The organism is Bradyrhizobium iriomotense (assembly GCF_018130765.1).
Classification (GTDB): domain Bacteria; phylum Pseudomonadota; class Alphaproteobacteria; order Rhizobiales; family Xanthobacteraceae; genus Bradyrhizobium; species Bradyrhizobium iriomotense_A.
Genome location: NZ_JAFCJZ010000003.1, coordinates 110,988 through 136,747 on the forward strand (window position 1 = coordinate 110,988; position 25,760 = coordinate 136,747).

The 25,760-nt window shown below is 60.2% G+C and carries 21 protein-coding genes; 12 read left to right on the forward strand and 9 right to left on the reverse strand.

The annotated features are described in order from the left end of the window. The first annotated feature begins 79 nt into the window (after positions 1–79). From JQ635_RS06730 to JQ635_RS06750, 5 genes are all read left to right on the forward strand, one after another. Positions 80–1,423 carry an O-antigen ligase family protein gene (locus tag JQ635_RS06730; RefSeq protein WP_211409089.1) on the forward strand — a complete coding sequence of 448 codons (1,344 nt, stop codon included), beginning with the start codon at positions 80–82 and terminating at the stop codon, positions 1,421–1,423. An 80-nt stretch (positions 1,424–1,503) separates the two neighbouring features. Further along, on the forward strand, positions 1,504–2,448 hold the full coding sequence (locus JQ635_RS06735; RefSeq protein ID WP_211409090.1) for a glycosyltransferase: 945 nt from the start codon (positions 1,504–1,506) through the stop codon (positions 2,446–2,448). 3 nt (positions 2,449–2,451) lie between these two features. Continuing rightward, positions 2,452–5,211, forward strand: coding sequence for a hypothetical protein (locus JQ635_RS06740; protein WP_211409091.1), 2,760 nt, complete (start codon positions 2,452–2,454; stop codon positions 5,209–5,211). A 102-nt stretch (positions 5,212–5,313) separates the two neighbouring features. Beyond that, positions 5,314–6,843: a hypothetical protein gene (locus tag JQ635_RS06745; RefSeq protein WP_211409092.1), complete on the forward strand. Its 1,530-nt coding sequence runs from the start codon at positions 5,314–5,316 to the stop codon at positions 6,841–6,843. A gap of 66 nt (positions 6,844–6,909) precedes the next feature. Continuing rightward, on the forward strand, positions 6,910–7,860 hold the full coding sequence (locus JQ635_RS06750) for a glycosyltransferase family 2 protein (RefSeq protein WP_211409093.1): 951 nt from the start codon (positions 6,910–6,912) through the stop codon (positions 7,858–7,860). A 65-nt stretch (positions 7,861–7,925) separates the two neighbouring features. Here JQ635_RS06750 and JQ635_RS06755 read toward each other — a convergent pair whose 3' ends face one another. Both JQ635_RS06755 and JQ635_RS06760 read right to left on the reverse strand, forming a co-directional pair. Beyond that, the gene (locus JQ635_RS06755; protein ID WP_211409094.1) at positions 7,926–8,702 is read right to left on the reverse strand and encodes a sulfotransferase family 2 domain-containing protein; all 777 of its coding nucleotides are present in this window, start codon (positions 8,700–8,702) and stop codon (positions 7,926–7,928) included. A 34-nt stretch (positions 8,703–8,736) separates the two neighbouring features. Beyond that, a complete protein-coding gene (locus tag JQ635_RS06760) occupies positions 8,737–10,581 on the reverse strand; it encodes a hypothetical protein (protein WP_211409095.1) in 1,845 nt (614 codons plus the stop codon). Between the two features lie 233 nt (positions 10,582–10,814). On the opposite strand from JQ635_RS06760, the gene cysD reads away from it, so the two are divergent. Beyond that, positions 10,815–11,720, forward strand: a complete 906-nt coding sequence (gene cysD, locus JQ635_RS06765; RefSeq protein WP_211409096.1) for a sulfate adenylyltransferase subunit CysD — start codon at positions 10,815–10,817, stop codon at positions 11,718–11,720. After that, complete coding sequence (gene cysN, locus JQ635_RS06770; RefSeq protein ID WP_211409097.1) at positions 11,704–13,605, forward strand: sulfate adenylyltransferase subunit CysN; 1,902 nt, start codon at positions 11,704–11,706, stop codon at positions 13,603–13,605. Before cysD ends, cysN begins: the two co-directional genes overlap by 17 nt. A 25-nt stretch (positions 13,606–13,630) precedes the next feature. Here cysN and JQ635_RS06775 read toward each other — a convergent pair whose 3' ends face one another. After that, entirely contained in the window at positions 13,631–15,037 is a 1,407-nt protein-coding gene (locus tag JQ635_RS06775) for an MBOAT family O-acyltransferase (protein ID WP_211409098.1), read from the reverse strand. 3 nt (positions 15,038–15,040) lie between these two features. Then, positions 15,041–16,060, reverse strand: coding sequence for an SGNH/GDSL hydrolase family protein (locus JQ635_RS06780; RefSeq protein WP_211409099.1), 1,020 nt, complete (start codon positions 16,058–16,060; stop codon positions 15,041–15,043). A gap of 163 nt (positions 16,061–16,223) precedes the next feature. Here JQ635_RS06780 and JQ635_RS06785 point away from each other — a divergent pair, with 163 nt between their 5' ends. The 3 genes from JQ635_RS06785 (at position 16,224) to JQ635_RS06795 (ending at position 19,280) form a co-directional block, all read left to right on the forward strand. Further along, a complete protein-coding gene (locus JQ635_RS06785) occupies positions 16,224–18,008 on the forward strand; it encodes an SGNH/GDSL hydrolase family protein (RefSeq protein WP_211409100.1) in 1,785 nt (594 codons plus the stop codon). Positions 18,009–18,176: 168 nt separating this feature from the next. Beyond that, entirely contained in the window at positions 18,177–18,329 is a 153-nt protein-coding gene (locus tag JQ635_RS06790; RefSeq protein ID WP_092183768.1) for a DUF5989 family protein, read from the forward strand. A gap of 18 nt (positions 18,330–18,347) precedes the next feature. Further along, positions 18,348–19,280: a class I SAM-dependent methyltransferase gene (locus JQ635_RS06795; protein ID WP_211409101.1), complete on the forward strand. Its 933-nt coding sequence runs from the start codon at positions 18,348–18,350 to the stop codon at positions 19,278–19,280. A 17-nt stretch (positions 19,281–19,297) separates the two neighbouring features. On the opposite strand, the gene JQ635_RS06800 is transcribed toward JQ635_RS06795, so the two are convergent. From JQ635_RS06800 to JQ635_RS06820, 5 genes are all read right to left on the reverse strand, one after another. Beyond that, complete coding sequence (locus JQ635_RS06800; RefSeq protein ID WP_211409102.1) at positions 19,298–20,251, reverse strand: NAD-dependent epimerase/dehydratase family protein; 954 nt, start codon at positions 20,249–20,251, stop codon at positions 19,298–19,300. Between the two features lie 53 nt (positions 20,252–20,304). Next, entirely contained in the window at positions 20,305–21,195 is an 891-nt protein-coding gene (locus JQ635_RS06805; RefSeq protein WP_211409103.1) for a transketolase family protein, read from the reverse strand. Continuing rightward, the gene (locus tag JQ635_RS06810) at positions 21,179–21,964 is read right to left on the reverse strand and encodes a transketolase (RefSeq protein WP_211409104.1); all 786 of its coding nucleotides are present in this window, start codon (positions 21,962–21,964) and stop codon (positions 21,179–21,181) included. Before JQ635_RS06810 ends, JQ635_RS06805 begins: the two co-directional genes overlap by 17 nt. Further along, positions 21,964–22,728, reverse strand: coding sequence for a hypothetical protein (locus tag JQ635_RS06815; RefSeq protein WP_211409105.1), 765 nt, complete (start codon positions 22,726–22,728; stop codon positions 21,964–21,966). Before JQ635_RS06815 ends, JQ635_RS06810 begins: the two co-directional genes overlap by 1 nt. 167 nt (positions 22,729–22,895) lie before the next feature. Next, entirely contained in the window at positions 22,896–23,747 is an 852-nt protein-coding gene (locus JQ635_RS06820; protein ID WP_211409106.1) for an NAD-dependent epimerase/dehydratase family protein, read from the reverse strand. Between the two features lie 299 nt (positions 23,748–24,046). On the opposite strand from JQ635_RS06820, the gene JQ635_RS06825 reads away from it, so the two are divergent. Together JQ635_RS06825 and JQ635_RS06830 are read left to right on the forward strand one after the other, a co-directional pair. Then, positions 24,047–24,577 (forward strand): dTDP-4-dehydrorhamnose 3,5-epimerase family protein, encoded by a 531-nt coding sequence (locus tag JQ635_RS06825; RefSeq protein ID WP_211409107.1) that lies wholly within the window; start codon positions 24,047–24,049, stop codon positions 24,575–24,577. A 4-nt stretch (positions 24,578–24,581) separates the two neighbouring features. Next, positions 24,582–25,556, forward strand: a complete 975-nt coding sequence (locus JQ635_RS06830; protein WP_211409108.1) for a GDP-mannose 4,6-dehydratase — start codon at positions 24,582–24,584, stop codon at positions 25,554–25,556. Positions 25,557–25,760: the final 204 nt, after the last annotated feature.

Sequence of the window (25,760 nt, forward strand, 5' to 3'; positions counted from 1 at the left end):
AATCGGTCGCCGAAAGCGCTGCCTGCCAGCCCTATGGAACCGGTGCAACAGTCCCCGAAATCCTGCACGACGGTCGAACATGACTGAAGCCGGGCGTCGCGTATCGACGGTTTCGAACTGGGTCGCCCTTGTTGCCTCCAAGTTCAGCCGGGCCGCACTGCCTCTCGAGGCCAATCTCCTCGTGGTTCTCGCGGCGGTGGCCTTGCCCTGGTCCACGAGCGCCGTCGCGATATTGTTCGGATTCTGGCTGCTGTCGCTGGTCCGGCTGCTTCCGACCTTCGATTGCCGGGCGTTCCTGCGCTTGCTCGCAGATCCGATATGTCTGTGGCCGCTCGCCCTGGTCTTCCTCGCGCTGGTTGGAATGCTGTGGGCGGATATTCCGTGGCAGGAACGGCTTCAGGGCTTCAGTCCCGTCGCCAAGCTGCTGGCCCTTCCGCTCCTGCTCTACCATTTTTCGCTCTGGCAGCGGAGCATCTGGGTTTTCGTCGGGTTTCTTGTCTCCTGCACGATTCTGATGGGGCTATCCTGGATCGTGTGGTTCGCGCCGGAACTGGCGTTGGCGTCGGGCAGGAGCCCCGGCGTACCTGTGAAGAACTATATCGACCAGAGCCAGGAATTCGCGCTGTGCATGGTGGCTCTGACGCCGTTCATTTTCGCCTTCTATAAGCAAGGCAGATACGCGGCGGCGCTGGGCTGCGCGGTCTTGGTGTTGGGCTTCTTTGCCAATATGGCGTTCGTCGTGTCAGCGCGCGCGGCGCTGATTTATGTCCCGGTGCTGCTGGCGGTGTTGGCCTTCGTGCACCTTGATCGTCGGGCGACCGCGCTGTTGTTCGCAGGCGTTGTCGTGCTGGCCGCCACGGTGTGGTTCACGTCGCCCTATTTGCAGGGCCGGATCGCAGCGTTTGCGGTTGAATATCGCGACTATCAGCAAAATATTGCTGCATCGACCGGCAGGAGGCTCGAATATTGGCAAAAGTCGCTCGGCTTCTTTGCGGATGCGCCGCTCATCGGTCATGGAACCGGCTCGACCCGGCATTTGTTCGAGCAGGCTGCGGTCGGACAAACCGGGCTTGCCGCGGAAATCACCAAGAACCCGCACAATCAGACACTCAGTGTCGCGGTCCAATGGGGGATCGTTGGAATAGCGGCGCTGTATGCGATGTGGGCTGCGCATCTGCTGTCATTCCGCGGCCAAGGCCTGGCGAACTGGATCGGACTATTGGTCGTCGTCCAAAATCTGGTGAGCTCGCTTTTCAATGCTCATCTGTTCGATTTTGTCGAAGGATGGATGTACGTGCTGGGCGTGGGAATTGCGGGGGGTATGAACCTTCGAGCGCAACGACGCAGTGGAGGATATCAGGGCCTGTCGGCTGACGATCCACGGACGGATTGTGCCGATGCGCCCGGCCATTCGCGGCTTTGAAACCGTTCGCAGTTCGTTTAATGAGAACAGGTGCCCTGGTTCGGCAACTTACAAGGGTGGGATCTGGTCGCGGAAGCTGAATGAGAGTTTCAATTATTACGTTGACCATTGATTCGTCGGACTATGTCGATGAAGCTATTGGCAGCATCGAGCATCAAGGGCCTTACGAACTCGAGCATATTGTCGTCCACGATGGTACCGAGGGCTTCACCCGGCGCCTGGCGCAGAAATATCCGCACATCAAATTCGTCGGAGGAAGCGGGGCCGGTGCCACGGCGGCGGCGGCGCTCGGGGTCGAGGCGTCGACCGGCGATTTCATCCTGCTTGTTCATAGCGACGACCGAATTCGTCCGGGCGTGCTCGCCCGATTGGCAAGCGAGGCAGCCGCTCGGCCTGACGTGAAAATCTGGACCGGTGGCGCACAGATGTTCTGCACGCTCCCCGACGGCGAGGAGCTCGTCGTGCGCCGAATGGTCGGCGAGGACATGACCCGGTTGTCGCTCGAGAACGTCTGCGATGATATGCCGCTGTTGTCGGCGCGGTTCTGTCATCGCTCTGTATTTTCCCAGATCGGCAATTTCGATCCGTTGTTTTCGGAGAGCAGTGATCGCGAGTTCCTGCTGCGGGCGGCCATTGCCGGGGTGCGGGAAGGCTCGCTCGACGTTGTCGTGTCCGAAATGAGGGTGCACGATGACTCGCGCACCATGCACTTTCGCAAGGACTCGACGCCCCCCTACCTGGAGGAGCATGTGCGCATCGCGGACCAGTGGCTGGCCCGCAAGGACATCCCCGGCGAAGTTCGGCGCTTCCTGCGAAACTGGCGGGCACGCGAGACGGTGAGGTTGATCGTCTATCAATACCGCGCCCGGCACTGGAGAGAGGCGACGCGGGCATTTTTTCGCGAAGAATTGGCTGACCCCTTGTGGATTTTTCGCGCCTTGAGCATCGTGGAGGCGCGTCGGCTCCGGCACAGGCTTTACAACGCGAAGGCTGTCGACCGCCTCCGCGTGAGCGAAACGAAGTGAGGCATGAACTCCCGAAAAATCGCCCCCGAATTCTCGTTCCGGTTCACCGCTGAAGATATCCGCCATACCTATGGTTCGGCGGACAATGCGTTCGCGCGCGGCGACTTCCTGAACGTTACGCAGATGGCGCCCGCGGATTCAGAGCTGCGGGGTTGTGCGCTGATCCTCGGCGGACTGCTCGAGCAGGGCCTGGCGCTGCTCGATGGCCTCGCGACCGTCGGTGACCGGGCGAGACTGTGCAGGGCGCTCGCGTTCTGGTCGCTGAAGCGGGATGCCGAGGCGGTCGCGGATCTGGCAAAGGTCAGCAGCGCGGAGTTCATGCCGGCCGCTACCGCCTTCCGGACCCTCATCGAGCGCGACAATGTGACCATCTTCGTGCCCGGCGCGATCCTGTCGGTCTTTCCGGAGCACTATTCGGAGAGCTTCATTGCGCCGGTCTACAAATATGGTTCGATCACGGTCAAGTACGTCGGAAGTCAGCTTGCCAGCAATGCCTACGATTATTCGCCGACGGACTCGTTCAGCGAGTTTATCGATAATCTGCCTGCGGACCAGCGGCCCGACCTGATCTTCTCATTGAGCCCGCAATGGCTGGTGGCAAAGGACTTCCATAAGGTCACCGTTCCGAAGGTGATCTGGTGTCACGACTCGGATGCCTTCCAGTACCGCAACGCCGACAATTATGCCCTCTACGACGTTGCGATCTGCAACTGCTCGCAGGAACATTTTGAGCTCAGTCAGGGGACGCCGGGTCTCTACTGTGCCGCCAATATGCTGTTGCATCCGATCGCGACACCGTTTCCCGAGGCATCGCCACATCGCGAAAAGCTCGTCGATATCATCTTCACGGGCTCGGCGTTGGCGCCATTCCATTCCGAAAAGCCCCGATTCCTGTTCAACCTGTCGAGCCTTGCCCCGCGTTACAAGGTCAAGGTGATCGAAGGGCATATGCCGGAGAAGGACTATTTCGAGGTCGTCTCGCACGCGAAATTCCTCCCCATCGTCAATCGTTATGCCGGTTCGCCGTCGCCGCGATGGCGGGATGCGCTTTCCAACGGCGCGTTTCTGCTGTTTCCGGAAGGGGCGTTCTACGACGAGATCGCGCCCGGCTGCTATTCGTTTCGCGCGGAGACCATGACGGCCGATATCGCGGCGCATCTGGATCGCTGCGCGGCCAACCATCCGGATTACAAATTTGCGACCGTCGTACCGGTGGTGAACGAGCGCTTCGCGATCCATCGCGAGCCGCGTGAGGAAAGCTATCAGCGGCTGCTGAAGTACGCTCTGTTCATGGGATTGGTCTGGCCGCATGCCACGCCGGTTCCCAAACAGCAGCGCCAGCGGAGGCTGGTATGGCTGACGCCGGCAGTCGATTGCGGTTGTTTCGGTACCGATAACATCCGCGAACAGATTGCAAATTTCGGCGAGAAGGTGGGGCCGGGTGATCTTTCCGATGAGATCGATTACAACAACGCTGCGCATCTGCACGCCCAGGCAGTCTTCACGTTCCACGAAAACAGAAGCGCCGGGAAATGGGCGGCGCGCGCCGATCAATACTTCAGGGAAGGGCTGGCGCGCTTTCCGAATTCGCTCCTGCTGCTGTTCAACGAGGCGCACTGGAGCTTTTTCAAGCCCGGCGCCGATTTTCGAGCGGCTGAGGAAAAATTCCTCAATATTATCGATCGGGACGCGGCGCTCGTCTTCGATCCGCGCGGCGCAGACGTCGCGTTTGCCTATACGTTGCACGGCAATGACGAGGTGTTTCCCTGTTACGAATATGCCGACGTCGCGACCAGCGAGTTGGTGTTGGAAAATACTCCGGAGCTTCGTGATCGAAAGCAGCTGCCTTACAGCACGCGCGACATGATCATCGCCGCGTGTCATGGCTACGTCGGTTGGGCGAAGCTCAAGCGCAACGACAATGAGGACGGCGTCGCATGGTTGCGGCGTGGCACCGAGCTCTATCCGCATGGGTTGCCGATGTTGCGTCTCTACTTCGACACGCTGCTTCGTCTGGCCGCGAAGGTTCCGAAGCTTCCGGCAACGCTGGCGTCCGATCTGGCCGAGGCTTTCATTGCGGTCGCGAATGTCAATCCGTCGATCCTGCTGACGCATGTCTATACCATCGTTCCGATCCTTGCGGAGAACGGCGAGCGTCAGGCGGCGAGAGAGGTGCTGGCGGGCTGGCACCAGCTGTCCAACATCGTCCACAAACTGCGGGTCGACGACGAGGCGCATCAACTGGCGCTGTACGGGTTGCTCTGGAATCACCGCTCCCTGCTGCCCAAGACGCTGCTGGATCGGATCGATGAAACGCTCTGGGACAGGGAATCCGTGCAGGATCTGACACAGCTTGAACGGCGCATGATCGAAGTCGCGCGGATCAGCAATTCCCCCGAGAAGAAGCGGAAATGGTGGACCCTCAAGTCTGAAAAGGCCCAGGCAAACGACCAGATTGCCAGGTTGCTGGCCGAGAGTGGTTACGGGCATGAGCGCGTGCTGTTTTCCAGCATCCTGCGTGCGATGGAGATCTGGCTGCGCGCGCCGAGCGATGTGCGATGGATCTACCTCAAGAAGGCCGTGCGCCTCGGATTGCGCGGCGAGGTCAAGCAAGCGCTGGTGCGTACCCAAAAATGGTCGGCGGTCAGCAAATGGTCCCAGGGGGAAGGCTTGAACGCGCTTCCGCGGCGGCGAAGAGGGGGAATCTTCTCGTTGCGGATGTGGCTGACGCGGCTGGGCGGGGGTCCTTTCCGGCGTGAGTGATCGGTGCGCATCGATTTGCCGGTGGTTTCGGAAGGTGCGGGGATTGCTCTGGGGGCGGTCGTCGCTCAGGAACACGGTTGTGACGTGGTGAGGAGTGGCTAGATGGGGCGTGGCGTTCGACTCCTGATGAAGGTTCCAGCCGTACGGCGCGTAATGCTGCGACTGTGGAATTTGGAAGATGGGCTTGCGAAGCAGCAGGCTGCGCTCAACGCGCTTGAGAGTCATCGGGGCCAACTCAGTGCGGAGCAGTCCAATCAACAGGAGCGGCTCGCCCAGCTAAGTGACCTCGTTCAGATCCAGCGAACGCAGATCGAATGGCTTATCCAGAACCAGCAAGCAGAAATCAACGAGCTAATGGCGCAGCAAGCCCAGCCGGCCGTGCGTGAGGCGGCCCAATCCATGCAAAGCCAGATCAATGGGCTGATCGCGCAGATCGACCGATTGGTCGCCGATGGCGATAGATACAGCGCTGGGTTGGCCGAGGTCTCGCAGCATCTGCCTCCGGCGCACCGCATGAACCTGGAGGCCGCTCTCCACGGACAGCAGCTCCAACTCGGAGCGTTGAATTCGACGATCACCGCGCAGCAGATGCAGCTTGCGGCGCTCAACGACATCGTCCGACAGATGACGGCGGCGCCGGCGAGCGCGCCGGCTGCCGTTGTCAAGGCCGCGGAGGTAAATCGGAGCGAGCAACCCGCGCGACGCGCCGTGCAGCCCTACACGTTTGAGCAGTTGTTGAATCGGGAGGTGGAATCTCTCGGACTAGACTTGGTATTTAACATTCATATTCCAAAGGCTGCGGGCAACACCGTCAATGCACTGTTCCGGCAGTTGGGCTTCGTTCCGGTGCCGCTCGATATGAACACCAACGATTTCTTCGCCACCATTCGGGAGGATCGCTGGTTCGAAGGATATGCTGCGCCGCCACCGCGTGATGCCTATTTGATGACGGGGCATATGCGGCTCGATCAACCGATGTTCCGCCGGCTTTGGATGCCGCACATGATCGTATCGGTGTTGCGCGATCCCGTGGAACGTATGCTGTCCAACTACAATTTCACGCTACGCAGGCCCGCCAATCCCTGGCACGACGAGGTGGTCAACAAGGGCATGTCCTTCGTGGAATATTCGTCCAGAATGCTCGACGCGATCGGCCCGCAATACAGCTTCTTCGATGAGACGGGCAAAGGCGTATTCGCTCGCACCGGCAATGCGACGGTGGAGGACTGCCTGGCCAATCTGCTGACGAAAGTCAGCTTCTACGGATTGAGCGAACGCTTCGACGAGTTTGCGGCGCTGACCGGATACCTGCTCGGCCGCGCAAAGATATTGGCGATCGCTCCGGCCAACGTCACGAGCGAGATCAAGGATTTGACCGGACTTCCGCTGAAGACGGAGCTGACGGCGGAGGAGCGGGATGGTCTGGGAACCGTGATGAAAGACGATATCTGGTTCTATCAAGAGGCGGTCAAGGAATACGAAAGGCGCATGGCCGATCATCGATTGCAGGCTGTTCTTTCCAGCGTGCTGCCGCTGATCAAATCGAGTCGCGAGGCCATGAGTGAGATTCTGACGCTGAGGGATCCGGCAGAACCCGGCCGCCGCGCATTCAGGAGACAGAATGACGACTGAGACGTTGATGGCGCCCGCCGGAATGCGCTTTTCGAGTGCTGATCGCTGAGCAATGGAAGTGGTCGCGTGACCAAGCCAAGACTGACCATCGTCATTCCGATCAGGAATCGGCAGGAGCTTGGAGAGCGAGCGCTGAGGAGCGCCGCGGCCCAATCCGTTTCGCAAGCCGAAATCATCATTGTCGATGATGCGTCGGAGCCGCCGTTCCAGATTCCGGTCGACCTCCGTTCGAATGAATCGATAAGATTCATCCGCCACCCTGACAACCTTGGGGCTGCCTCGGCAAGAAATACCGGGATTGCCAACGCCGGAGCGGATTGGATCGCATTCCTCGACTCGGACGATTACTGGCTGCCGGGGACGTTGGCGCCCCGGCTGGAAAATGCCGAGGCCGGTTTCGCCATCGACCGCAATCCGCTGGCGGTCCACGCCGCAGGCTTCATCCTGGAAAGCTCGATCGCGAAGCGGCTGGAAACGCGCATCCCCCGCGAAAGTGCGGATCCCCTGGATTTCGCAAGCGGCTGCTGGTTCGCGCCCGGCTCGACGCTCTTGGCACGCAAGGAGGCATTTGATCGGATCGGTCCTTACGACATCGAATTGCGTCGTCTCGAGGATTTGGACTGGTTCTTGCGGTTGGCGCTTCGAGGAGGGGAGCTGAAAGTCTGGAACAAGCCGGCCGCGCTTATCGGCTTTGACTCTCATTTTGCCGAGGTTCATTTGACGCGAGCCGTCGCGCGCTTGAGCGACAAGTATCTTGCGAAACGGAGCCCGGATCGTCTCTCTGGAAAGCTGGCACGTCGATTCAGGGCCTATATGAACATTGAACGAGCGGCGTCTTGCTCGAATCGAAAACGATGGTTCGGCGTGTTGTTTTATCTTGGGTGGTCATTCTTTCAGGTCCCCCGCACGGCCCTGCATCTCACGAGATTTTGGCGTTTCGAGGCGCCGCCGATCGATATCGCGCCGGCAGGCGACGTCGGTGGGCGCGCCAAGCACGACTTTCCTGCCAGCAGCTAGCGTGGACCTCTGGTTGAGTGCGCGCGACCTGTCGGGTTTCGCTTTGGTGTGCTGGATTTGCTCGGCTAAGTATAGAATTTAGCCCACTCGTGCTGGGCAATGAACGAGGGGAAGTGCGCCTTCCTTCGATCGTAAAGGGCGACAGCTTCCTCATAGAACGCGATGTCGTCAGCCAGGATAGATCTCAGTTCGGAGACCTCTTCACGGCCAACTTTGGCCGCGTCGAACGACGTTCTATTCAAGGATTTGTAGACCCACGTTTGAAATCCGAGCAGCGACGAAAGTGCCGTGGTAAATTCGTCAAACTTCGATGAAAGACCAAAGAGCGACACTTCATGCTCCAGTCGCCGGACGGCATCGTTGACGGTCCCATTTGGCGCGAATACGCCGAACTGGGTGCCGATCGCTCCAGCGAACTTGTGATGATAGTCGAGGACGGACATGCCCTCTTCATAGATGGTTTTCTGGAATACGCCCGGTTGCGTCGAGTTGAAGCGATAGTGGGAGATCACGCGCTCGACCGGGTCGCGCAGGACCGCAACGGTTACGAAGCGGCCGGGCATCAGGCTGAATATTTCGTTGTCCAGATCGACATGGCCGGTGAAGAAGGTTGGCCGGACGCGATCATCTTCTGATCGAGGTGGCCCGGCAAGAGTAATGATTTCATCTCTGGTGTAGCGAGGAATGAAGTCGACGCCACGCGAAGACGCTCGCATCTTGTAGTTCTTCATCAGGAGCCCATTCAACGTCGAACCAGCGGACTTCTGCACATGAACGTGGATTAGCGGCGGAGCCAGAGGCTCTCGCCGATTGAGTAAATCGTCGAAGCTGTAGACGCTCATCGAGGCAAACTGGAACTGGTCATTCGCGGATTGGCTACCAGCATGTTGCGCTGGACTGCTGGTTGGATTTACTCGGTTTGCTTGCATCACGTGCTATGTTCGATGCCAGCTCGGATTGCGCGGCCCATTTTGCGACATTGTTCGCTCCCTCAGCCAAATGAGCATCGACGTTCGCCGACGTCAAGCGAACCCCGAAATCTTCATGAGTTGCACGACCGGGATCACGGTAATCGAACAGCCGATCAAGGATGAGATCGCCTGTTTCCTTTCGATAGTGCGACCGTTCCCAAAACCAGCGCATCGGCGAACGGTCGCCCAGCTTCGGTATTGGCTCGGTGGTAATGGAGCTCGGCGCACTGAAGTCCCAAAGAGGAAAGGGTTGGCGTCGGGCTTTTGATGCCTCTTCCTCGTTGATCCGTACCAATTCCTTGAGCCAGAACGTATAGCGCTCTCCGAGCCCCAGAGCCTCGATCGTGCTGCGTACCACGACATGAAGTGGTGTAACGAACAGCCGCAGATCAGTGCCCTCGGCGTAGGCCTTCCGGATCATGAAGCGATACGGATCGAACGTCGTCATTCCCGTTTCGGTATTCGTGAAGCAATATTGCATTTTTGGCGGGACCAGCATGGGATTCCATGCCTTTACGAGCCTGTGAATGACCGCGGTCGCGCCGCCGACGCGATCCAAGACTGCTTCCTGGCCGTGCCAGACCCGCATGCCCAGCGAATTGAAAACGGCCGGCTCGGACTGCCCGCGGAGCGTCGCGATGGCGTCGCGCAGAGTTGTCGTCGAGAACAGCAGACTGGAGCGATCGCCGGCGACATAGGCCGCGTGGTTCAACGACGGATGTTGCAGCAACAGCCAGTCGAGCAAGTTCGCGGGAGGGACGGCGCCAGGGAGGCCCTGTTTGCTGCCCGTCGCCGCATAGTGCAGGTAGCCGTCCCGATATTCCCCGCGCGCTATCCGAATCCTTACGAAGGGATTGGCGGCGAGATATCGCGCTTCATCCCAATCCACACGCCTGAACCCGCCCAGCCGTCCTTCGGCCCGTCCTGCTGCGAGCCAATGGTGATAGCCGCTTACGAATCTGCCGTCTTCGACAGCGGCCGTAACGTCGGGGTTGACCTGGAGATAGCCCACCTCATCCCAATCCGCGGGCACGACGGCTCCCTTGCGGCCTTCGGCGCGTCCGGCGAGCTCGAAATGCTCGCGGCCGGATTTGAATTCCTTGCGACCGATCGCCGCTGTCACATCCGCGTTGACAGCAAGGTAGAGCGCCTCATTCCAGTCGCGCGTGGCGGTCGACGCCGGCGCGGATTTGGCGCGGTTGCGAAGCGCGTCGTCGAGATATAGTGCAAATTCGTCGGCCGCACTTTCATAAAAACGTTGTTCCTGCAGCGTGCCCGCAAGTGGAAAGTTGATATTGTAGGCAAAGAAATCGAGGCCGACGACGGCCTGCTTCAGCGGAGCGCCATACTTCTGCGCATGCAGGAATGCGAGCATGACGGCGTAGGAATTGGACGAGGGAAGGGCGAAGTTGAAGACAGTGCCCGGTGTCCAACCCTTGTGCCTGGGATCGAGACCGACCTCGACGCGCGAACTTCCCAATGATACGGCGCTGGGGTGCAGGCGGGCGACCTGGTACGGCTTGGCTATGATCACCTTCGATTCGTAGGCGGGGCGCACCACATTGATGCCAGGCCAACTCGGCGATCCCCAAACGAAATAAGGATCCACCGCGATCGTAAAGCTGGCGAAGGCCGCCGGCGGAATCAGCAGGAACGCCAGCACGGCAAATGCGAATCGGCGATAACCGGTCTGCGGTCTCGTGGCGTCGGTCCTGAACGGGACGTCGCCCGGTTGCCAAATGAGCGTCAAGCTGACGTCCCGATCAGTTGCGTGTTCCGACTATACCCGGTCTGCGCCGGACCGAATAGTCTGCGCAGGTCGGACCCAGATGCCCAACCCATGGTGATGCCGCCGGAAATCCACTGGGAAGGCATACTGGTCTGTTTTGCGATCGTGTGGCAAGGTCTCGACATGCTCCTGATATCCCTTGCACGAGCTGAATGTCCCGACTGCTTCCGCTTGGGCGAGGGCGGATGTCGGTGATGACACATTTGCCCGCCGATCTGCATCGCCTGGAAGCGGAAGCGATTTTCATTCTTCGTGAAGTCGTCGCCGAGTGCCGCAAGCCGGTCATGCTCTATTCGATCGGCAAGGACTCTTCGGTCATGCTGCATCTGGCGCGCAAGGCGTTCTACCCGGCGAAGCTGCCGTTCCCGCTGCTGCATGTCGACACCACCTGGAAATTCCGCGACATGATCCGGTTTCGCGACGAAACCGCAGAGCGTCTTGGGCTCGAGCTGATCGTCCACGTCAATCGCGCAGGGGTCGAGCAAGGCATCAACCCGATCCAGCACGGCTCGGCCGCCTATACCGGCGTGATGAAGACCGACGCATTGAAGCAAGCGCTGACGGCGCATGGGTTCGATGCTGCGTTCGGTGGGGCGCGCCGCGACGAGGAGCTGAGCCGGTCCAAGGAGCGCGTGTTCTCGTTTCGCTCGAAAAACCATGTCTGGGACCCGAGAAACCAGCGTCCGGAATTGTGGAACGTCTTCAACTGCCGCATTGCTCCGGGGGAGTCCATTCGCGTCTTTCCGCTGTCCAATTGGACCGAGCTCGATGTCTGGCGCTACATCGAGTATGAGGATATTCCGGTCGTCCCCCTGTACCTTGCGGCACGACGGTCGGTGGTAAGGCGCGGCGGAAATCTCATCATGGTCGATGACGCGCGGCTGCCGATCGGGGCCGACGAGGTGGTGCAGGAGGTTGCCGTCCGTTTCCGCACGCTGGGCTGTTATCCGCTGACCGGTGCGATCGAATCCAGTGCCACGACGGTCGGCGATATCGTGCGCGAGCTGGAGACGGCCTCGACGTCGGAGCGGCAGGGCCGGCTGATCGATTTCGACCAGGCCGGATCGATGGAAAGAAAGAAGCGTGAAGGCTATTTCTGATCCGAAATCGAAACCGCCGTCAGGCCTGAGTGCGGACCCGGTCCAGCGCGATTTGCTGCGCCTCATCACCTGTGGCTCGGTTGATGACGGCAAGTCGACATTGATCGGACGGCTGTTGCTCGATTGCGGCGCGGTGTTCGAGGACCGCCGGCAGGCGCTGGAGCGGGATTCGAAGGTTGTGGGAACGACCGGCGATGCCCTCGACGCTGCGCTGTTGCTCGACGGGCTGCAGGCCGAGCGCGAACAGGGCATCACGATCGATGTCGGCTATCATCACTTCGCGACGCCGCGCCGGCGTTTCATCATCGCCGATACGCCCGGTCATCTGCATTATACCCGCAACATGGTGACGGGGGCGTCGAACGCGGATCTGGCGGTTCTGCTCGTGGATGCCGGCAAGGAAATGCTGGAGCAGACCCAGCGGCACAGCTTCATCTGCGCATTGCTTGGCATCCGGGATATCATCCTCGCCGTCAACAAGATGGACCTCGTCAATTTCGAGGAGAGCGTTTTCAATCGCATCCGCGACGTCTTTGCGCGGTTTTCCGCGTCGCTTCACTTTCGGAGCGTCGTGGCGATACCGACCTCCGCGGTGCAGGGCGACAATGTCACGCGGCGTAGCGAGCGCATGGCCTGGTATGACGGGCCGACGCTGCTGGCGCAGCTCGAGGCCGTCGAGATCAATCCTGATGCGCCGCAGAGGCCGTTCCGGATGCCGGTGCAGTGGGTCAATCGGCCGGATGCGGCCTTTCGCGGCTATGCCGGAACAGTGGCCTCCGGCGAATTGCGGCCCGGCGACGAAGTCCTGGTCAGCCGGACCAATGTTCGCACGCGAATTGAGCGGATCGTGTCGATGGATGGCGACCTGGCGCGGGTCGGTGCGGGCGATGCCGTCACCGTGTTGCTGGCCGACGATATCGACGTTTCGCGCGGGGACGTGCTCGCCACCCCGGACAAACCGCTCCAGGTCGCCGACGCGTTCGCCTGCGACCTCGTCTGGATGTCGGAGGCCCCCTTGCTTCCCGGGCGCAGCTATTTGTTGAAGTGCGGCAGCCGAACAGTCGGTGCCACGGTCACAACTCTGAAATACCGCGTCGATGTTGCGAATTTCGCGCATTTGGCAGCCAGGCAGCTCGAGCTCAATGAAATCGCCTACGTCAATATTGCGACGGTCGAGCCGATCGCGGTCGACCCATATCAGGAGAACCGCACGACCGGCGGTTTTGTCCTGATCGACCGGTTGACCAACGAGACGGTCGGGGCCGGCATGATCCGCTTCGGCCTCAACCGCTCCGCCAATATTCACCACGCCGATTTCGACGTCACCAAGGCTGCACGCGCGCAGTTGAACGGCCAGCGTCCCATCATTCTCTGGTTCACGGGGTTGTCAGGCGCGGGCAAATCGGCAATCGCGAACTTGCTCGAACGGAAGCTTTACGCGCTGGGCAAGCGAACGTACCTGCTCGATGGCGACAATGTTCGTCAGGGATTGAACCGGGACCTCGGCTTCACGGAAGCTGACCGGGTGGAAAACGTCCGCCGCGTCGCGGAGACGGCCAAGCTTTTTGTCGATGCCGGCCTGATCACGCTGGTTGCGTTGATCTCGCCGTTCCGCGCTGAACGACGGATGGCGCGTGCGATCGTGGCGGAAGGCGAATTCGTCGAAATATTCGTCGATACGCCGGTCGAAATCTGCGAGCAGCGCGATCCGAAGGGACTCTATCGCAAGGCCAGGCGCGGCGAATTTCGCAATTTCACCGGCATCGACTCGCCCTATGAGCGCCCCGAGAATTCGGAATTGACTCTCGATACATCGGCCGAGAGCGCCGAACAGCTCGCCGACCGGATCGTGCAATATCTGCGGCGACGTGGCGCGTTGGATTGACCTGGCATCCAAATTCAAACGAGCGCTAGAACTCGAAATAGATGAATTGGCCCGAGCTCTGCGAGCCAATCGCATAGGCCAGAACGCACGCGACCGCCATGACGGTGCAGACCACGAGCGGAGGGGCCTTCCGCGCGGCAATGCGAACGCGGCGCGCGTCATCCCATGGGTGAAGCAGAAAGAAGCCGACGATCAACGCGAGCTCGAACGCATGCGCCGTGAGGAACGTCGATGCGTTGGCGAACGACCAGGAGAAAAGACAACCCGAGAGTATGGTGAGGGCCGAACCAAAATCCTGTGCCCGGAAGAAGACCCAGAGCAGGGCCACGATGTGAAAGGTCAGCAGAATGAGAACCCATCGAGGCGGCTTCAATCCGCGTAACGACAGCCGCTCCTGGAGCCGGTTCGCCGCCACGCCCAGCCCGTGCAGGACGCCCCAGACCAGGAACGTCCAGTTGGCGCCATGCCACAGGCCGCCCAATGCCATGGTCAGCAGGACATTACGCAAAGTCTTGACGTCGCCGTCCCTGCTTCCGCCGAGGGGGATATAGACGTAGTCGCGCAGCCAATGGGACAGCGTGATATGCCAGCGCCGCCAGAAATCGCCGATCGAGGTCGCTAGATAGGGGCGGCGGAAATTGCCCGGCAAGCGTACGCCGACCAGCCGTGCGAGGCCGATCGCCATATCGGTATAGCCGCTGAAATCGCAATAGATCTGCACCGAATAGCCATAGAGCGCGAACAGATATTCGGCCGTGCCGAGCCCGGCCGGCCGGGCGTAGATTTCGGTGACGACCGATCCGATCGGGTCGGCAAACACCAGCTTCTTGATGAGGCCGACCGTGAACAGCGCGAGGCCCGGCAATATATTCCGGCGCAGGATCGGCATTTGCCGATGCAGTTGCGGGATCAGTTCGTGCGGACGCAGAATCGGCCCGGCAATCAGATGAGGAAAGAACAGCACATATCCGAGCAGCCAGCGAAGCGATGCGCGGTGCGGATACGTGTCCGTTGAAACATCGACCAGGTAGGCAATGAGCGTGAAGGTGACGAACGAAATGCCGAGGGGCAGCCCGAGGCTCAGCAATCTTTCATCGTTTGCAACGCCGGCCAGACGGCTCACGGCGCCGACCACGTCATTCCAGATGAAGTTGGTATATTTGAAGAACAGCAGCGGCGTGAGAAGAATGAGCACGCTGATGCCGAGCCGCCATCTGCGGTATTTCGGGTCAACCGATGTCGTCCAACGTGTTGCGATGAATGTCGCCAGCGTGAGAAGGAACGGCAGGCCCGCGTAGGCCCAGTTCCAATACCCATAGAACACTGCACTGCCTGCGATCATCGTGTAGATGCGAAGATGCCTCGGGGTGAGCCAATGCAGGGTCAAATAGCAGGCGAAGAAAAGGATGAAGACGGGCGAGCTGAACAGCACCTGTCATTCTTCCTTGGAAGGAGGCGTGGCGCCCGAGGCAAGAACCGGATAGATCGCGTCTGCCATCAGTGCGTGCCCTCGTGCGTTCGGGTGAGGGTCGCCGGGCATCGCCCAGATGTCACTGGAAGCTATTCCATTGAGCGCGGGAAGCAGGTCCACGTAGGCGAAGCCATTGTCGCGGGCCGTCTTGCTGAAGATGGCGTGGACAAACTGAAGTGGGTAGTGATCGAGATTATGGATGTCCGGTACCATCGCGAGCGTGACGCGGATGCGGTGCTCTCGCGCATAGGTGGCGAGTTTGGCGAATTCCGCATTCATTCTGGTCACCGCGGATGAACCCGGCGCATAAATCCGCCGATAGTGCGCGATGAGATTTTTCTCGCCGCTCTCGCCAAACACGCGATTGACGACAGTCCAGACGGTCAAGGCGAGCTGGTTGTTGCGCAGCAGGAAATTTCCACCGCCTTGCTCGAGCGGCTCACCATCCCTGACGAAGGCAAGAACCAGCAGTTCGGTCGGCTTGAGCGGCGTCAGCCGGTGGAGAAACCGTTCGACGTAGCGCTCGGTATTGTAGTTGCCGATGCCGGCATTGAGGATCTCGACGTCTTGTCCTGTGGCCTCGAATTTTGCCTGCAGCACACTGGATACGACGCTTTCCTCCGGCACGCCCCAACCGAGGGCAATCGAGCTGCCGAGCATCAAAACGCGTCGGCGACCCGGGGCAGGGGTCTCACTCACGGCACCGCCGCGAAGTCCCCAGGCATTGGTGCGTATGTCGACCGATTGCAACGTCGCCCTTGTATTCGGCTGGTGCTCGTGCCCGAGGACGGCAAGCTCGCTGGCGAATTTAAGCTCGCGGCTATAGCGCCACATCTCGATGTCGTAGTTCCGCATCGAGGCGTTCTTCAACCGGAGCAAGCCCTCGGCTGCGGCGGTGCATATCAACAGGGTCAGGATGACGGTCAGTGCGCCGGACACGAAGAGTCTGACGCGGCTCTGGCCCAATGGCGACCCGTTATTCATATCCACTATCCCGGCGAGGAGAGCAATAATGCAACCTGTAGCGGTTCACACGGGCGGCGTCCACTGCCTGCCGGCGACCGGGGATTGACATGCGCAATGGCGGCAAGCCTTATTTCGAATCTATCGGTCTTTTTCATGGAAGGTGATGTGGGCGGTGCGGCATTTGACCACGCTGGGAACGTTTTTGCGAACGACGTCGCTGATCGTCGGGAATACTGTTCTGCTAACCATCGTCTGCCTGGTGATCGGTGAATGGTGGGCGCGTTCGGTCGCCCCTCCGGTTCCAGAGACGACGAAGATCACGGTCCAAAATCAATACGGCGCCTACCATCCGTGGGCCGGATTTCGCAACACGCCCGGATTCCGCTACGAACTCGGCAATTGGGTGCCGGTCGTCATCAACAGCTGGGGTTGGCGCGGTCCGGAGCCCAAGGTCGAGCGTAGCAAATCGGTCAGACGCGCGATCCTGCTCGGCGACAGTGTCGGGTTTTCCTGCTGGGGGTGTCGCGAGGAAGCCTCTCTCGGAGGCGAGCTCAAGCGGGCGCTCGAACTCAGGACGGACGAGGAGTGGGAGGTCATCAACACATCGGTCGGTGCCGGCTTCTCGAGCGTATCTCTCGGCACTCTGGCGCACGATGCCATGCAATTCCGGCCCGACGTCGTGACCTCGCTGAACGGGATCAACGATATACTTGTGCTGGACGACCGAACCGTCTTGCGGTTCGGAGAAGGTCTTTTCAAGCACTCGCTGTATTACAAGACGCAGGTCGATATGGCCAAGGTGTTCGATCCGCGAACCGGAAAGATACAGCAGCAAGGTGTCCTGCAACAACTCGCAGCCGGTTCTGCGCTGGTTCGCCTGGCCTCGCGATTGCTCGGCGCGCCTCAGGCTCAGCATCCGTTCCAGGGCGAGACCGGCAAGCGGTACGCACCCACGAGCGAGGGCTATTCCACGGCAAACCCCGAGCGTCTCGATGGTTACATCGGCAACCAGCTGGCGATGTCGTATCTCGCGGAAGGTGCGGGCGCGAAGTTCGTGGGATTTCTGCAGCCTTATTTCTCCCTCCAGCACAAGATCGTCGGTGAGGCCGACAAGGAGGTCATCAAGAGGACGGAGCCCTCGTTGCTGAAATGGATGGACGATGTCTATCCGGTCGTGCGTTCGAAACTGCAGGCTGCGGCCGAGCGCAACCCGTCATACCATTATGTCGATTTGAGTTTGATGTTTACCCGCGAACAGGTCTTCGACGATCTCGCGCACATGAAGTACGAATCTTTCGAGCTGAGCACCGGAGGCGAGATGATGGCCGGCCGGATGGCGGACGAGATCGTGCGCGTTCTCTATGCGGGAAAGGCGCTGCCGGACTGGCGGCAAAGCCATATCCCGGGAACGCCGCATGATTGGAAGGAAGCAGCCTATTTGTCGGCCAATTCGGACGTGGCGGCCTTGATCTCGGAGGGCAAGTTCAAGAACGGTTTCGAGCATTACCGGGCCGTCGGCTTTCTTCAGTTCCGCCACAGCGGGTTTCCCAGCTGGAACGAGAAAGCGTATCTCGAAGACAATCCGGACGTCGCCGCCTTGATCCGCTCGGGGGCCTTGGCGAGCGGATATGAGCACTACGTCAAGCAGGGACGGGCGGAGGGACGCCGCAAGGGATTGCCCATGCGATGGATCGAGGAAACCTATCTGGCGGCAAACCCCGACGTCGCCGCGGAGGTGAAGGCCGGCAAGTATGGCAGCGGCGAGGAGCACTATATGAAGGTCGGTGCGCTTGAGAACCGGCGAGGCGGGTTCTCAGGCTGGGATGAAGAAGGTTACACCATCCCCTACGGTGACGTACGAAACGCAATCGTCAGCAAGATGTTCCGGTCCGGAATCGAGCACTATCTGGCGGCCGGCGCGGCCGAGAAACGGAATATTTCGCTGGGGCTTCCATCCTTCCACTAGCGCCGGGGCCTGCATGCCCCTGGACTATCGGAGGTGGCAAATCACGGCCGCTAAAATCTGTTCCGGATCGACCTGAGACATGCAATAGTTTCGCGGTACTTGTTGATCACCGCGAAGGCTGTCGGCGTCCTGCCCGGACTCGATGCATCATCGCTTCTGGGGTTGGACATGCTCTCGTTTCTGAGCGAATTCTGGATGTTCCTGCGGGTACGGAAGAAGTTCTGGCTATTGCCGATCTTCATCATGATGCTGCTGTTCGGCTCGCTGCTGGTATTGTCGAAAGGCTCCGCGGTCGCGCCCTTCATTTATGCAATTTTCTAGATGGACAATATCGGGCCCATGACGAGCCATTCGCTTGAGACGAGAGACTTCGCGCGGCTTCTGGGACATCCGGAGGATCAACTGCCGCCAGGCTGCCTCGCCGAGATCGCGCGATGCGACTGGCGATATGACTGGATCGAGGGCGAGCAACTCGACGATGTCGTGACCGGCTTGCTCGAACGTATCCGCCGCAAGGAGTTTTCGATCGTCGTCCCCGGCGACAAGTCGCGCTGGGTCAAGGGATGGGGCGAGAACCTCACTGATTTCGTGACCAGCAAGGGTGATGTCGACGCGCTGGCGCCGAAATATGTTCGACCGAACATGCCGGTCCGGCTGTACCGGCGGTACGCCCAGCCGGTCGAACCGAACTTCGAGCAGAACTGGCGCAAGGTGTATCAGGAATGGCTGTTCCGCACTTATATGGCGGACAGCGAGCAGATCTTCGAATTCGGATGCGGCTCCGGTGGCCACGTCAGCGTGTTCGCGCAGATGTTTCCGGACAAGAAAATCACGGGTCTCGACTGGGCCGAACCGTCCTGCGAGATCATCAACAACATGAAGAAACTGCGCGGCTGGAACACCGAAGGGCGCCTGTTCGACTTCTACAAGCCCGACTACGATATTGAAATTCCGCGCAACAGTGTCGTCTACACGTTTGCCGCACTCGAACAGGTGTCGGATTCGTTCGGTGCCTTTGTCGAGTTCCTGCTCGCGAAGCGCCCCAAGCTGTGTGTTTTCGTCGAGCCGATCTACGAATGGTATGACCCCGCCAATTTCATAGATCATCTGGCCATGCGCGGGCACGCGATCCGCAACTTCCTGCATGGAATGCCGCGCGCGCTTCATGCCTTGCAGGGGGAAGGGCGCATCGAAATCCTCAAGGAACACCGCGTGGAATTCGGCAGCCTCCTGCACGAAGGCTATTCGCAGACGATCTGGCGGCCGGTCTGAGCGGTCGTCGCGTCGGGCTAGCTCGCCGCCTGCGCGGCGTACCACCGGACGAGGTCGCTCAATCCGGCCTCGATCGGGATCTGTGGCTCAAATCCGAGCACGCGCCGGGCCTTTGATGTGTCGACCGTCCGGATCGGGATCGTCGTCGGCTTGGATGAATCGAAGTGCGGGAGGACGTCGTGTCCTGCCGCGTTCAGGATGGTCTCGACCACCTGACGAATCGAAACGGCCGACCCATATCCGATATTGATGGGATCGCAGACCGCATGCTTTTCGATCGCGAGCAGACAGCCGCGCGCGAAATCCTCGACGTGGAGGAAATCGCGCATTTCATTACCGCTTCCCCACACCTCGAAAGGCTTGGCCTTTTCGACGGCCCTGCGCACCAGCGCGGGAATGACGTGGCTGCGGCTCGGGTCGAAATCATCATGCGGGCCATAGACCGCGGTCGGTCGCACCAGCGCGACCTTGACTGTCGATCGGCTGGCGACGAATTCGGCGAGGTGTTCGAAATAGCGACGCATCCGGCCATAGCCGAGATAGGACGGGTGCGGCGGTTGTTCGTGCAACTCGTCTTCCCGGACCGGGTGATCGGTAGCGGGATAGACCGTGCTGCTGCTGAAGATCAGGATGCGCTCGACCTTGGCCGCCCAGGCGGCGTGCAGCACCTGTGCCGTCAAATTCAGGTTCTTGACGATCCCGGCCATGGCGTCTTCCGGGGACCCGCCGGCGCCGGACACCGCGCCGGCCGCGTGGAAGACCAGTTGCACGCCCTGCATCGCCCTGAGGCAATCCTGCGGGTTGGCAAGATCGCCATGGACGGTCTCCACGCCGGGATCGGAAATGATCGGTGCACGCTGGTGAACGGCAAGGCGCACGCGGCCGCCTGCATTCAGCAGTGCCTGGGCGAGGTGGGTGCCGATAAACCCGGCTCCTCCGGTCACCAGAGAAAGGCGGCGTTGAAAAAACATCAGCGGCTCAACAACCCGTCAGCGCAACCGGGCGCGGTGGTCTCCGTCGGTGTTCAGCGAGGCCGCGCTGCCTGCGAGCGGTCCTCGAGCAACGTCTGGACAGCAGCCCGGATCGAAGCTGGATCCAGGCCGATGCGCTTGCGGATGTCGTGCACGGTCCCGTACCAGCCGCAGAATGCATCCGGCAGGCCGTGATAGCGCATGCGCAGGGCCGGGACTTCGGAAATCGCTTCGTAAAGTCCGTAGGCGTCATGGACGACCAGGATCTCGGTATCGCGGAACTGCTCGATCAGCGCCTTGTCGATCGGCTTCAGGGTATGGAAATAGACGAGGTTGACCGGCAGGTCGCGGCACGCCTCCATCACGTTGGTGAGGATCGGGCCTGCGGTCATCACGGTCAGCGGCGCGCCTTCGTTCTTCAGCACCGTGCCCTTGCCGAATTCGGTATTGGTCTCGATCGTGTGCGGATGATCCGACAGCCGGTAATAGGTCGGCCGCGGGCTCTTGTATTGCGACCGGATCAGCGCGTCGACTTCCCGCTTGGAGCCGAGGTGGAGGACCTCCATGTTCGGCAGCATGCGCAACGACGCAAGATCGGTATAGGCATGATGGGTGGCGCCGTCCCAGGCGTAATCGAAGGTGGCGCCGCAGGTCACGATGTTGCCGGCGAAATTGTTGTAGCACATGTCGAGCTTGATTTGCTCGAGGCTGCGATCGGTCAGGAAGGGGCAGATCGTGTGCACGAACGGGTTGAAGCCCTGCGAACTCAGGCCCGCGGTGACGCTGACCAGCGTGTTTTCGCAGATACCCATGTTGTAGAACCGGTTCGGGTGCTTCTCCCAAAAGTCCTTGAACATGTAGACGCTGATGTCGCCGAGCACGATGACGATGCTGTCGTCCTGCGCGGCCAGCTCCGAGACGGTGTTCTTAAATTGCGCCCGCATGGAGCTCCTCTTGAAGCTTATTCAGTTCGTCCGGTTTCGGCGCGCGGCGATGCCATTCGTAGACGTTCTCGGAGAGGGTTTGGCAACCATAACCCTTCACGGTGTTGCAGACGACGACGCGGACCCGGTCGGTCGGCCTGGCGAGCGCCTGCTTGATTGCCGACAGATCATGGCCGTGCATCTCCGCTACGTCGCAGCCAAATGCACGAAAGCGCTCGGCCGGGTTCATGATCGGCAGGCAGCGTCCCTGTGACTGGTTGTTGTCGTACAGGACCGTCAGATTATCGAGCTTGGTGTTGACCGCGACCATGATGGCTTCCCAGACGCTGCCTTCATTGGATTCGCCATCGCCGATCAGGGTGTAGACCTTGCGCGTCGTGCCGGCGATCTTCGCGGCCAGCGCCATGCCGACCGCGATGCCGATCCCGTGGCCGAGCGAACCGGTCGAGGCCTCGACACCGGGAACCTTGGTGCGATCGGGGTGGCAGCCGAACCGGGAGTCGAACGCGCCGAACCCGTAGACATCTTCGAAGCTGAAATAGCCGTGCGCGGCGAGGGTGCAATAGTAGCCGAGCGAGGCGTGCCCCTTGCTCAGGACGAACAGATCGCGCTCCGGCATGTCGGGCCGCTTGGGATCGTGCCGCATGGTCTGGTAGACGGCAGTCAGCATTTCCACGATCGAGAACGACGTCGGAATATGGCCGTGTCCGCTCTTGTGCGAGATGTTGAGGATTTCCGACCGGATCTTCCTGCAGATATCGTCGTTCATCAAAGCACCACGTAGGATACGCGCGCCGTCATCGGCATTCGCTCCACTCTGAGGTTGGTGACGTCGAACACCTCGCGCAACGCTATCGTCTCGCCGGGGAAGATGTCATCTGCGAGTTCGTCGAACACGAGGACGCTGCCCCTGAACAGATGCGGCTTGATTGCTTCGAGCGCCGCCTTGGTCGGCTGGTAGATGTCGAAATCGAAGATCGCGAGCGACACCAGCGTTTCCGGCTGGCGCTTCAGATAGGCCGGGATCGTTTCCGTCGCGTCGCCCTGCACCAGCTCGAATTTCTTCAGATGCGAGATCGGGTTCAGCGCTTCCTGCAGCGCAAGTACCTCGCCGAGATACTGCTGATAATTGTCGCTGACCGAGAATGACCCGTCGGTGGTCTTGCAGAGCTTGCCGTCCTTGTCGCTCATGCCCTTGAAGCCGGCGAACGTATCGAAGCCGATGATCTTGCGGTGCCGGTTGAACGGCTCGAAAATTCCGCGCAGCGCCGACAGCAGCGAAAGGGTCTGGCCCCAGCGAACGCCGAACTCCATCACCACACCATGGGTGTTGATGATCTTGCGGTAGATTTCATAGAAGAACAGAATCCGCGAAAGCGATTTCGAGGATAGAAACAGACCGAGATTGGCGAGGAGCTCGTCCTCCGGCAACGGCGCCTGCTTGAGCATCTCAACGAATTTGAGCTGCAGGTCCTTCTCGCTTTGGCTCGAAAGCACGATCGCATCGTGCTTCTGTGTCTTGATGTCCGCCATTATGCTTGCCTGGGGTGTCGCGGATGAAAGGTCAGCCGGATCTCGCAGCTGGTTTTATCTACACTGCGGATCAGGGGCGCGTCTAGTGAGTGCCGCAGACCGCGGACACCTACGGGAAGTTGCCTGAAATGCATGCGGGATCTCACGTCACGACATGTCTTCGAGCATTAAGGTCCCTGCAGCCGGCCGGTGCCGACATAGGCTGGACCGAGCCAGTCGATATACCTGTTCAGCGTCTGCCAGGACGGGCGGGCAAAGGCGGGATGCAGCGCGCCGGCTTTGCGGCTGTCGACCGGCCCGATGTCGTACGGATATTCGCCGTAGCGCACCGAGAGGCCAAGTTGATCGACGATGCTGGACAGGTGGACCAGGCCCTCCGATCCCAGGTTGAACGCACCGGTATGGCCGCAATCCATAGCCTGGACCATGAACTCGATGATGTCGTCGTGCATCACGAAATTGTAGCGCGCGGTTGGCGCCAGGAACAGCTGGCAATCCCTTTGGGTCAGTGCCCGGTGAACCGTGCTGGGGCGAATCGAAGGGCCGAGCAGGGTCGTCGTGCGCAGGATCAGGGGCGCGGTTGCGTGTTCCCGCACATAAAGATCGGAAAACAGTTTTGTAAAAGCATAGGGGCCGGCGAGCGGAAGCAGGTCGATGTCTTCGTCCTCGCGGATGGCGCGGCCGGTCGGCGGATAGACCGCCAGTGTCGACACGAAAATGAACTTGCGATGCGGAATGTCGACCAGTTGCTGCGTCAGCAGGAAGTTGTCGGCCATGTAGCCGTAGGCCGTCTTCATCGAGACGTCCTTTGCGGCGTTGACTGCGCAATGGATGATGGCATCGAACGGCGCTGCAGCGCGGATCAAGGGATCGTCGATCGACATCCCGCGCACAAAGGCGATTCCGCCGAGCGCGCGATGCGCGGAATGTCCGAGGCCGCTGCGCGCGCCGGTGATCAGCACATTGCGCGCGGGCCGGGTGGTGCTTGCAGGAAGATTTGCCGCGACGACGTCGGTCATATTGTCTTTCACCGGGCACCGGGGGAGGAAACTGGTCCGGATTGTCCGACACAAGCGGCGCGCCGGAAGCCAAAGCGCGACAGTTGCTCGAGCGGGGATGTGATGAATGGCCGGCCGGAGACTTCAGCCAGGGGCTTTGGTCGATTACCGATGAATGTACGGAGCCGGCTACCTAGACCGCCGACGGTGATGAGCGCTTCACGAGTTATGATTTCACCTTTGGTTGCAAAGCAACTTCGAGTTTGCGCGGTTTCGAAACGTAGCTATAATCAACGTCACGCGCAATAATGGTGTTTAAGATGACGGCCGATTTGCCGCCGAGGATACGAAAAACCCCGCTGGATGGCGTGCTTGTCGTGGAGCCGCTCACCGTATTCGAGGACTTTCGTGGTCAATATGTCGAGCTCTACAACGAGCCGGCGTACAAGGCCGGCGGCATTTCCTATGATTTCATCCAGGACGATATTTCGGTTTCGCGGCAGCATGTCCTGAGGGGCATTCACGGCGACCGGAAGACGGCGAAATTGGTTTCGTGTCTTCACGGCGCATTCTATCTGGTGGTGGTCAACAACATTCCTGACTCGCCGCAGTACCGGCAGTGGACCGCATTTACGCTCTCGGACCGGGACCGCGAGCAGGTGCTGGTTCCACCGGGGTTTGGCAATGGCCACGTCGTGTTGACTGAATCGGCGATGTTCCACTACAAACAGACCACAACCTATGATCGTTCCTCGCAATTCACGTTGCTGTGGAACGATCCCGAGCTGAAAATCTGGTGGCCCATCCACAATCCCATTATTTCGCAAAGAGACGGCGGAACGTCCGCATGAAATCATGAAGGTATTGATTACCGGCATTACGGGGATGGTGGGGAGCCATCTGGCGGAATATTTCCTGTCGACATTTCCCGAGATCGAAGTCCACGGGCTGGTGAGGTGGCGGAGTCCGCTGCGCAACATCAAGGGCATTTTGTCGCAGATCAGACTGCATCAGGGCGATTTGCGCGACCTGAACTCCATGGTGGTGCTGTTGCGCAATGTGAAGCCTGATCGCATCCATCACCTGGCGGCGCAGTCCTACGTCGACATGAGCTTCGTCGCGCCTGCGGACACCCTGAACAGCAACATCGTCGGCACGTGCAATCTGCTGGATGCGATCCGGATCGTTGGGATCAATCCGCGCGTCCATATCTGCTCGTCGTCCGAGGTCTATGGGCAGGTCAGGCCCGAGGAAATCCCGATCACGGAAAAGGCGCCGCTTCGTCCTGCGAGCCCCTATGCGGTCTCCAAGGTCGGCGAGGATCTGATCGCCTTTCAATACGGGCTGTCGTATCAACTCGACCTGGTGCGAACCCGCATGTTCACCCACACCGGTCCGCGTCGGGGCGACGTCTTTGCGGAAAGCTCGTTTGCGCGCCAGATTGCGGAGATCGAGGCGAACAAGAAGAGCGGTCCGGTGCTGGTCGGAAATCTCGACAGCGTGCGTACGCTCGCGGATGTGCGCGATGCGGTGCGGGCCTACAAGCTGTTGCTCGACCATTGTCCGAGCGGAGAGGTCTACAACATCGGCGGCAACGAAACGATGACGGTGGGGGACATCCTGGAGACCCTGAAATCGTTGGCGCGCGTGCCGATCGAGCACAAGGTCGATCCGAAGCGGTTGCGGCCGTCGGACGTCACATTGCAGATTCCCGATACCGGAAAATTCCACAAGGCGACGAACTGGACGCCGCAAATTTCGGCGCGGCAAACCCTGAGCGATCTTCTCGACTACCAGCGCGAGGCGATACGGCTCGAGAGCGTTAGCTGAGATATCGATGGCCGTATACCGGGCCCCATTGCGAGGGTGTCTTTGGAGGCGGCCGCGGCGATCCGGAACGGTGTCGTGACGAGCCGGGCGTGGCGATCGACGACGATCGCCAAGGACATCGTTAGCTGCCGCTGTTAGCGGTCGTTTCCCGGCGCCAGGAGCGCGAAAGCGTGCATGCGGTCCACCAATCGAACAATGTGATTT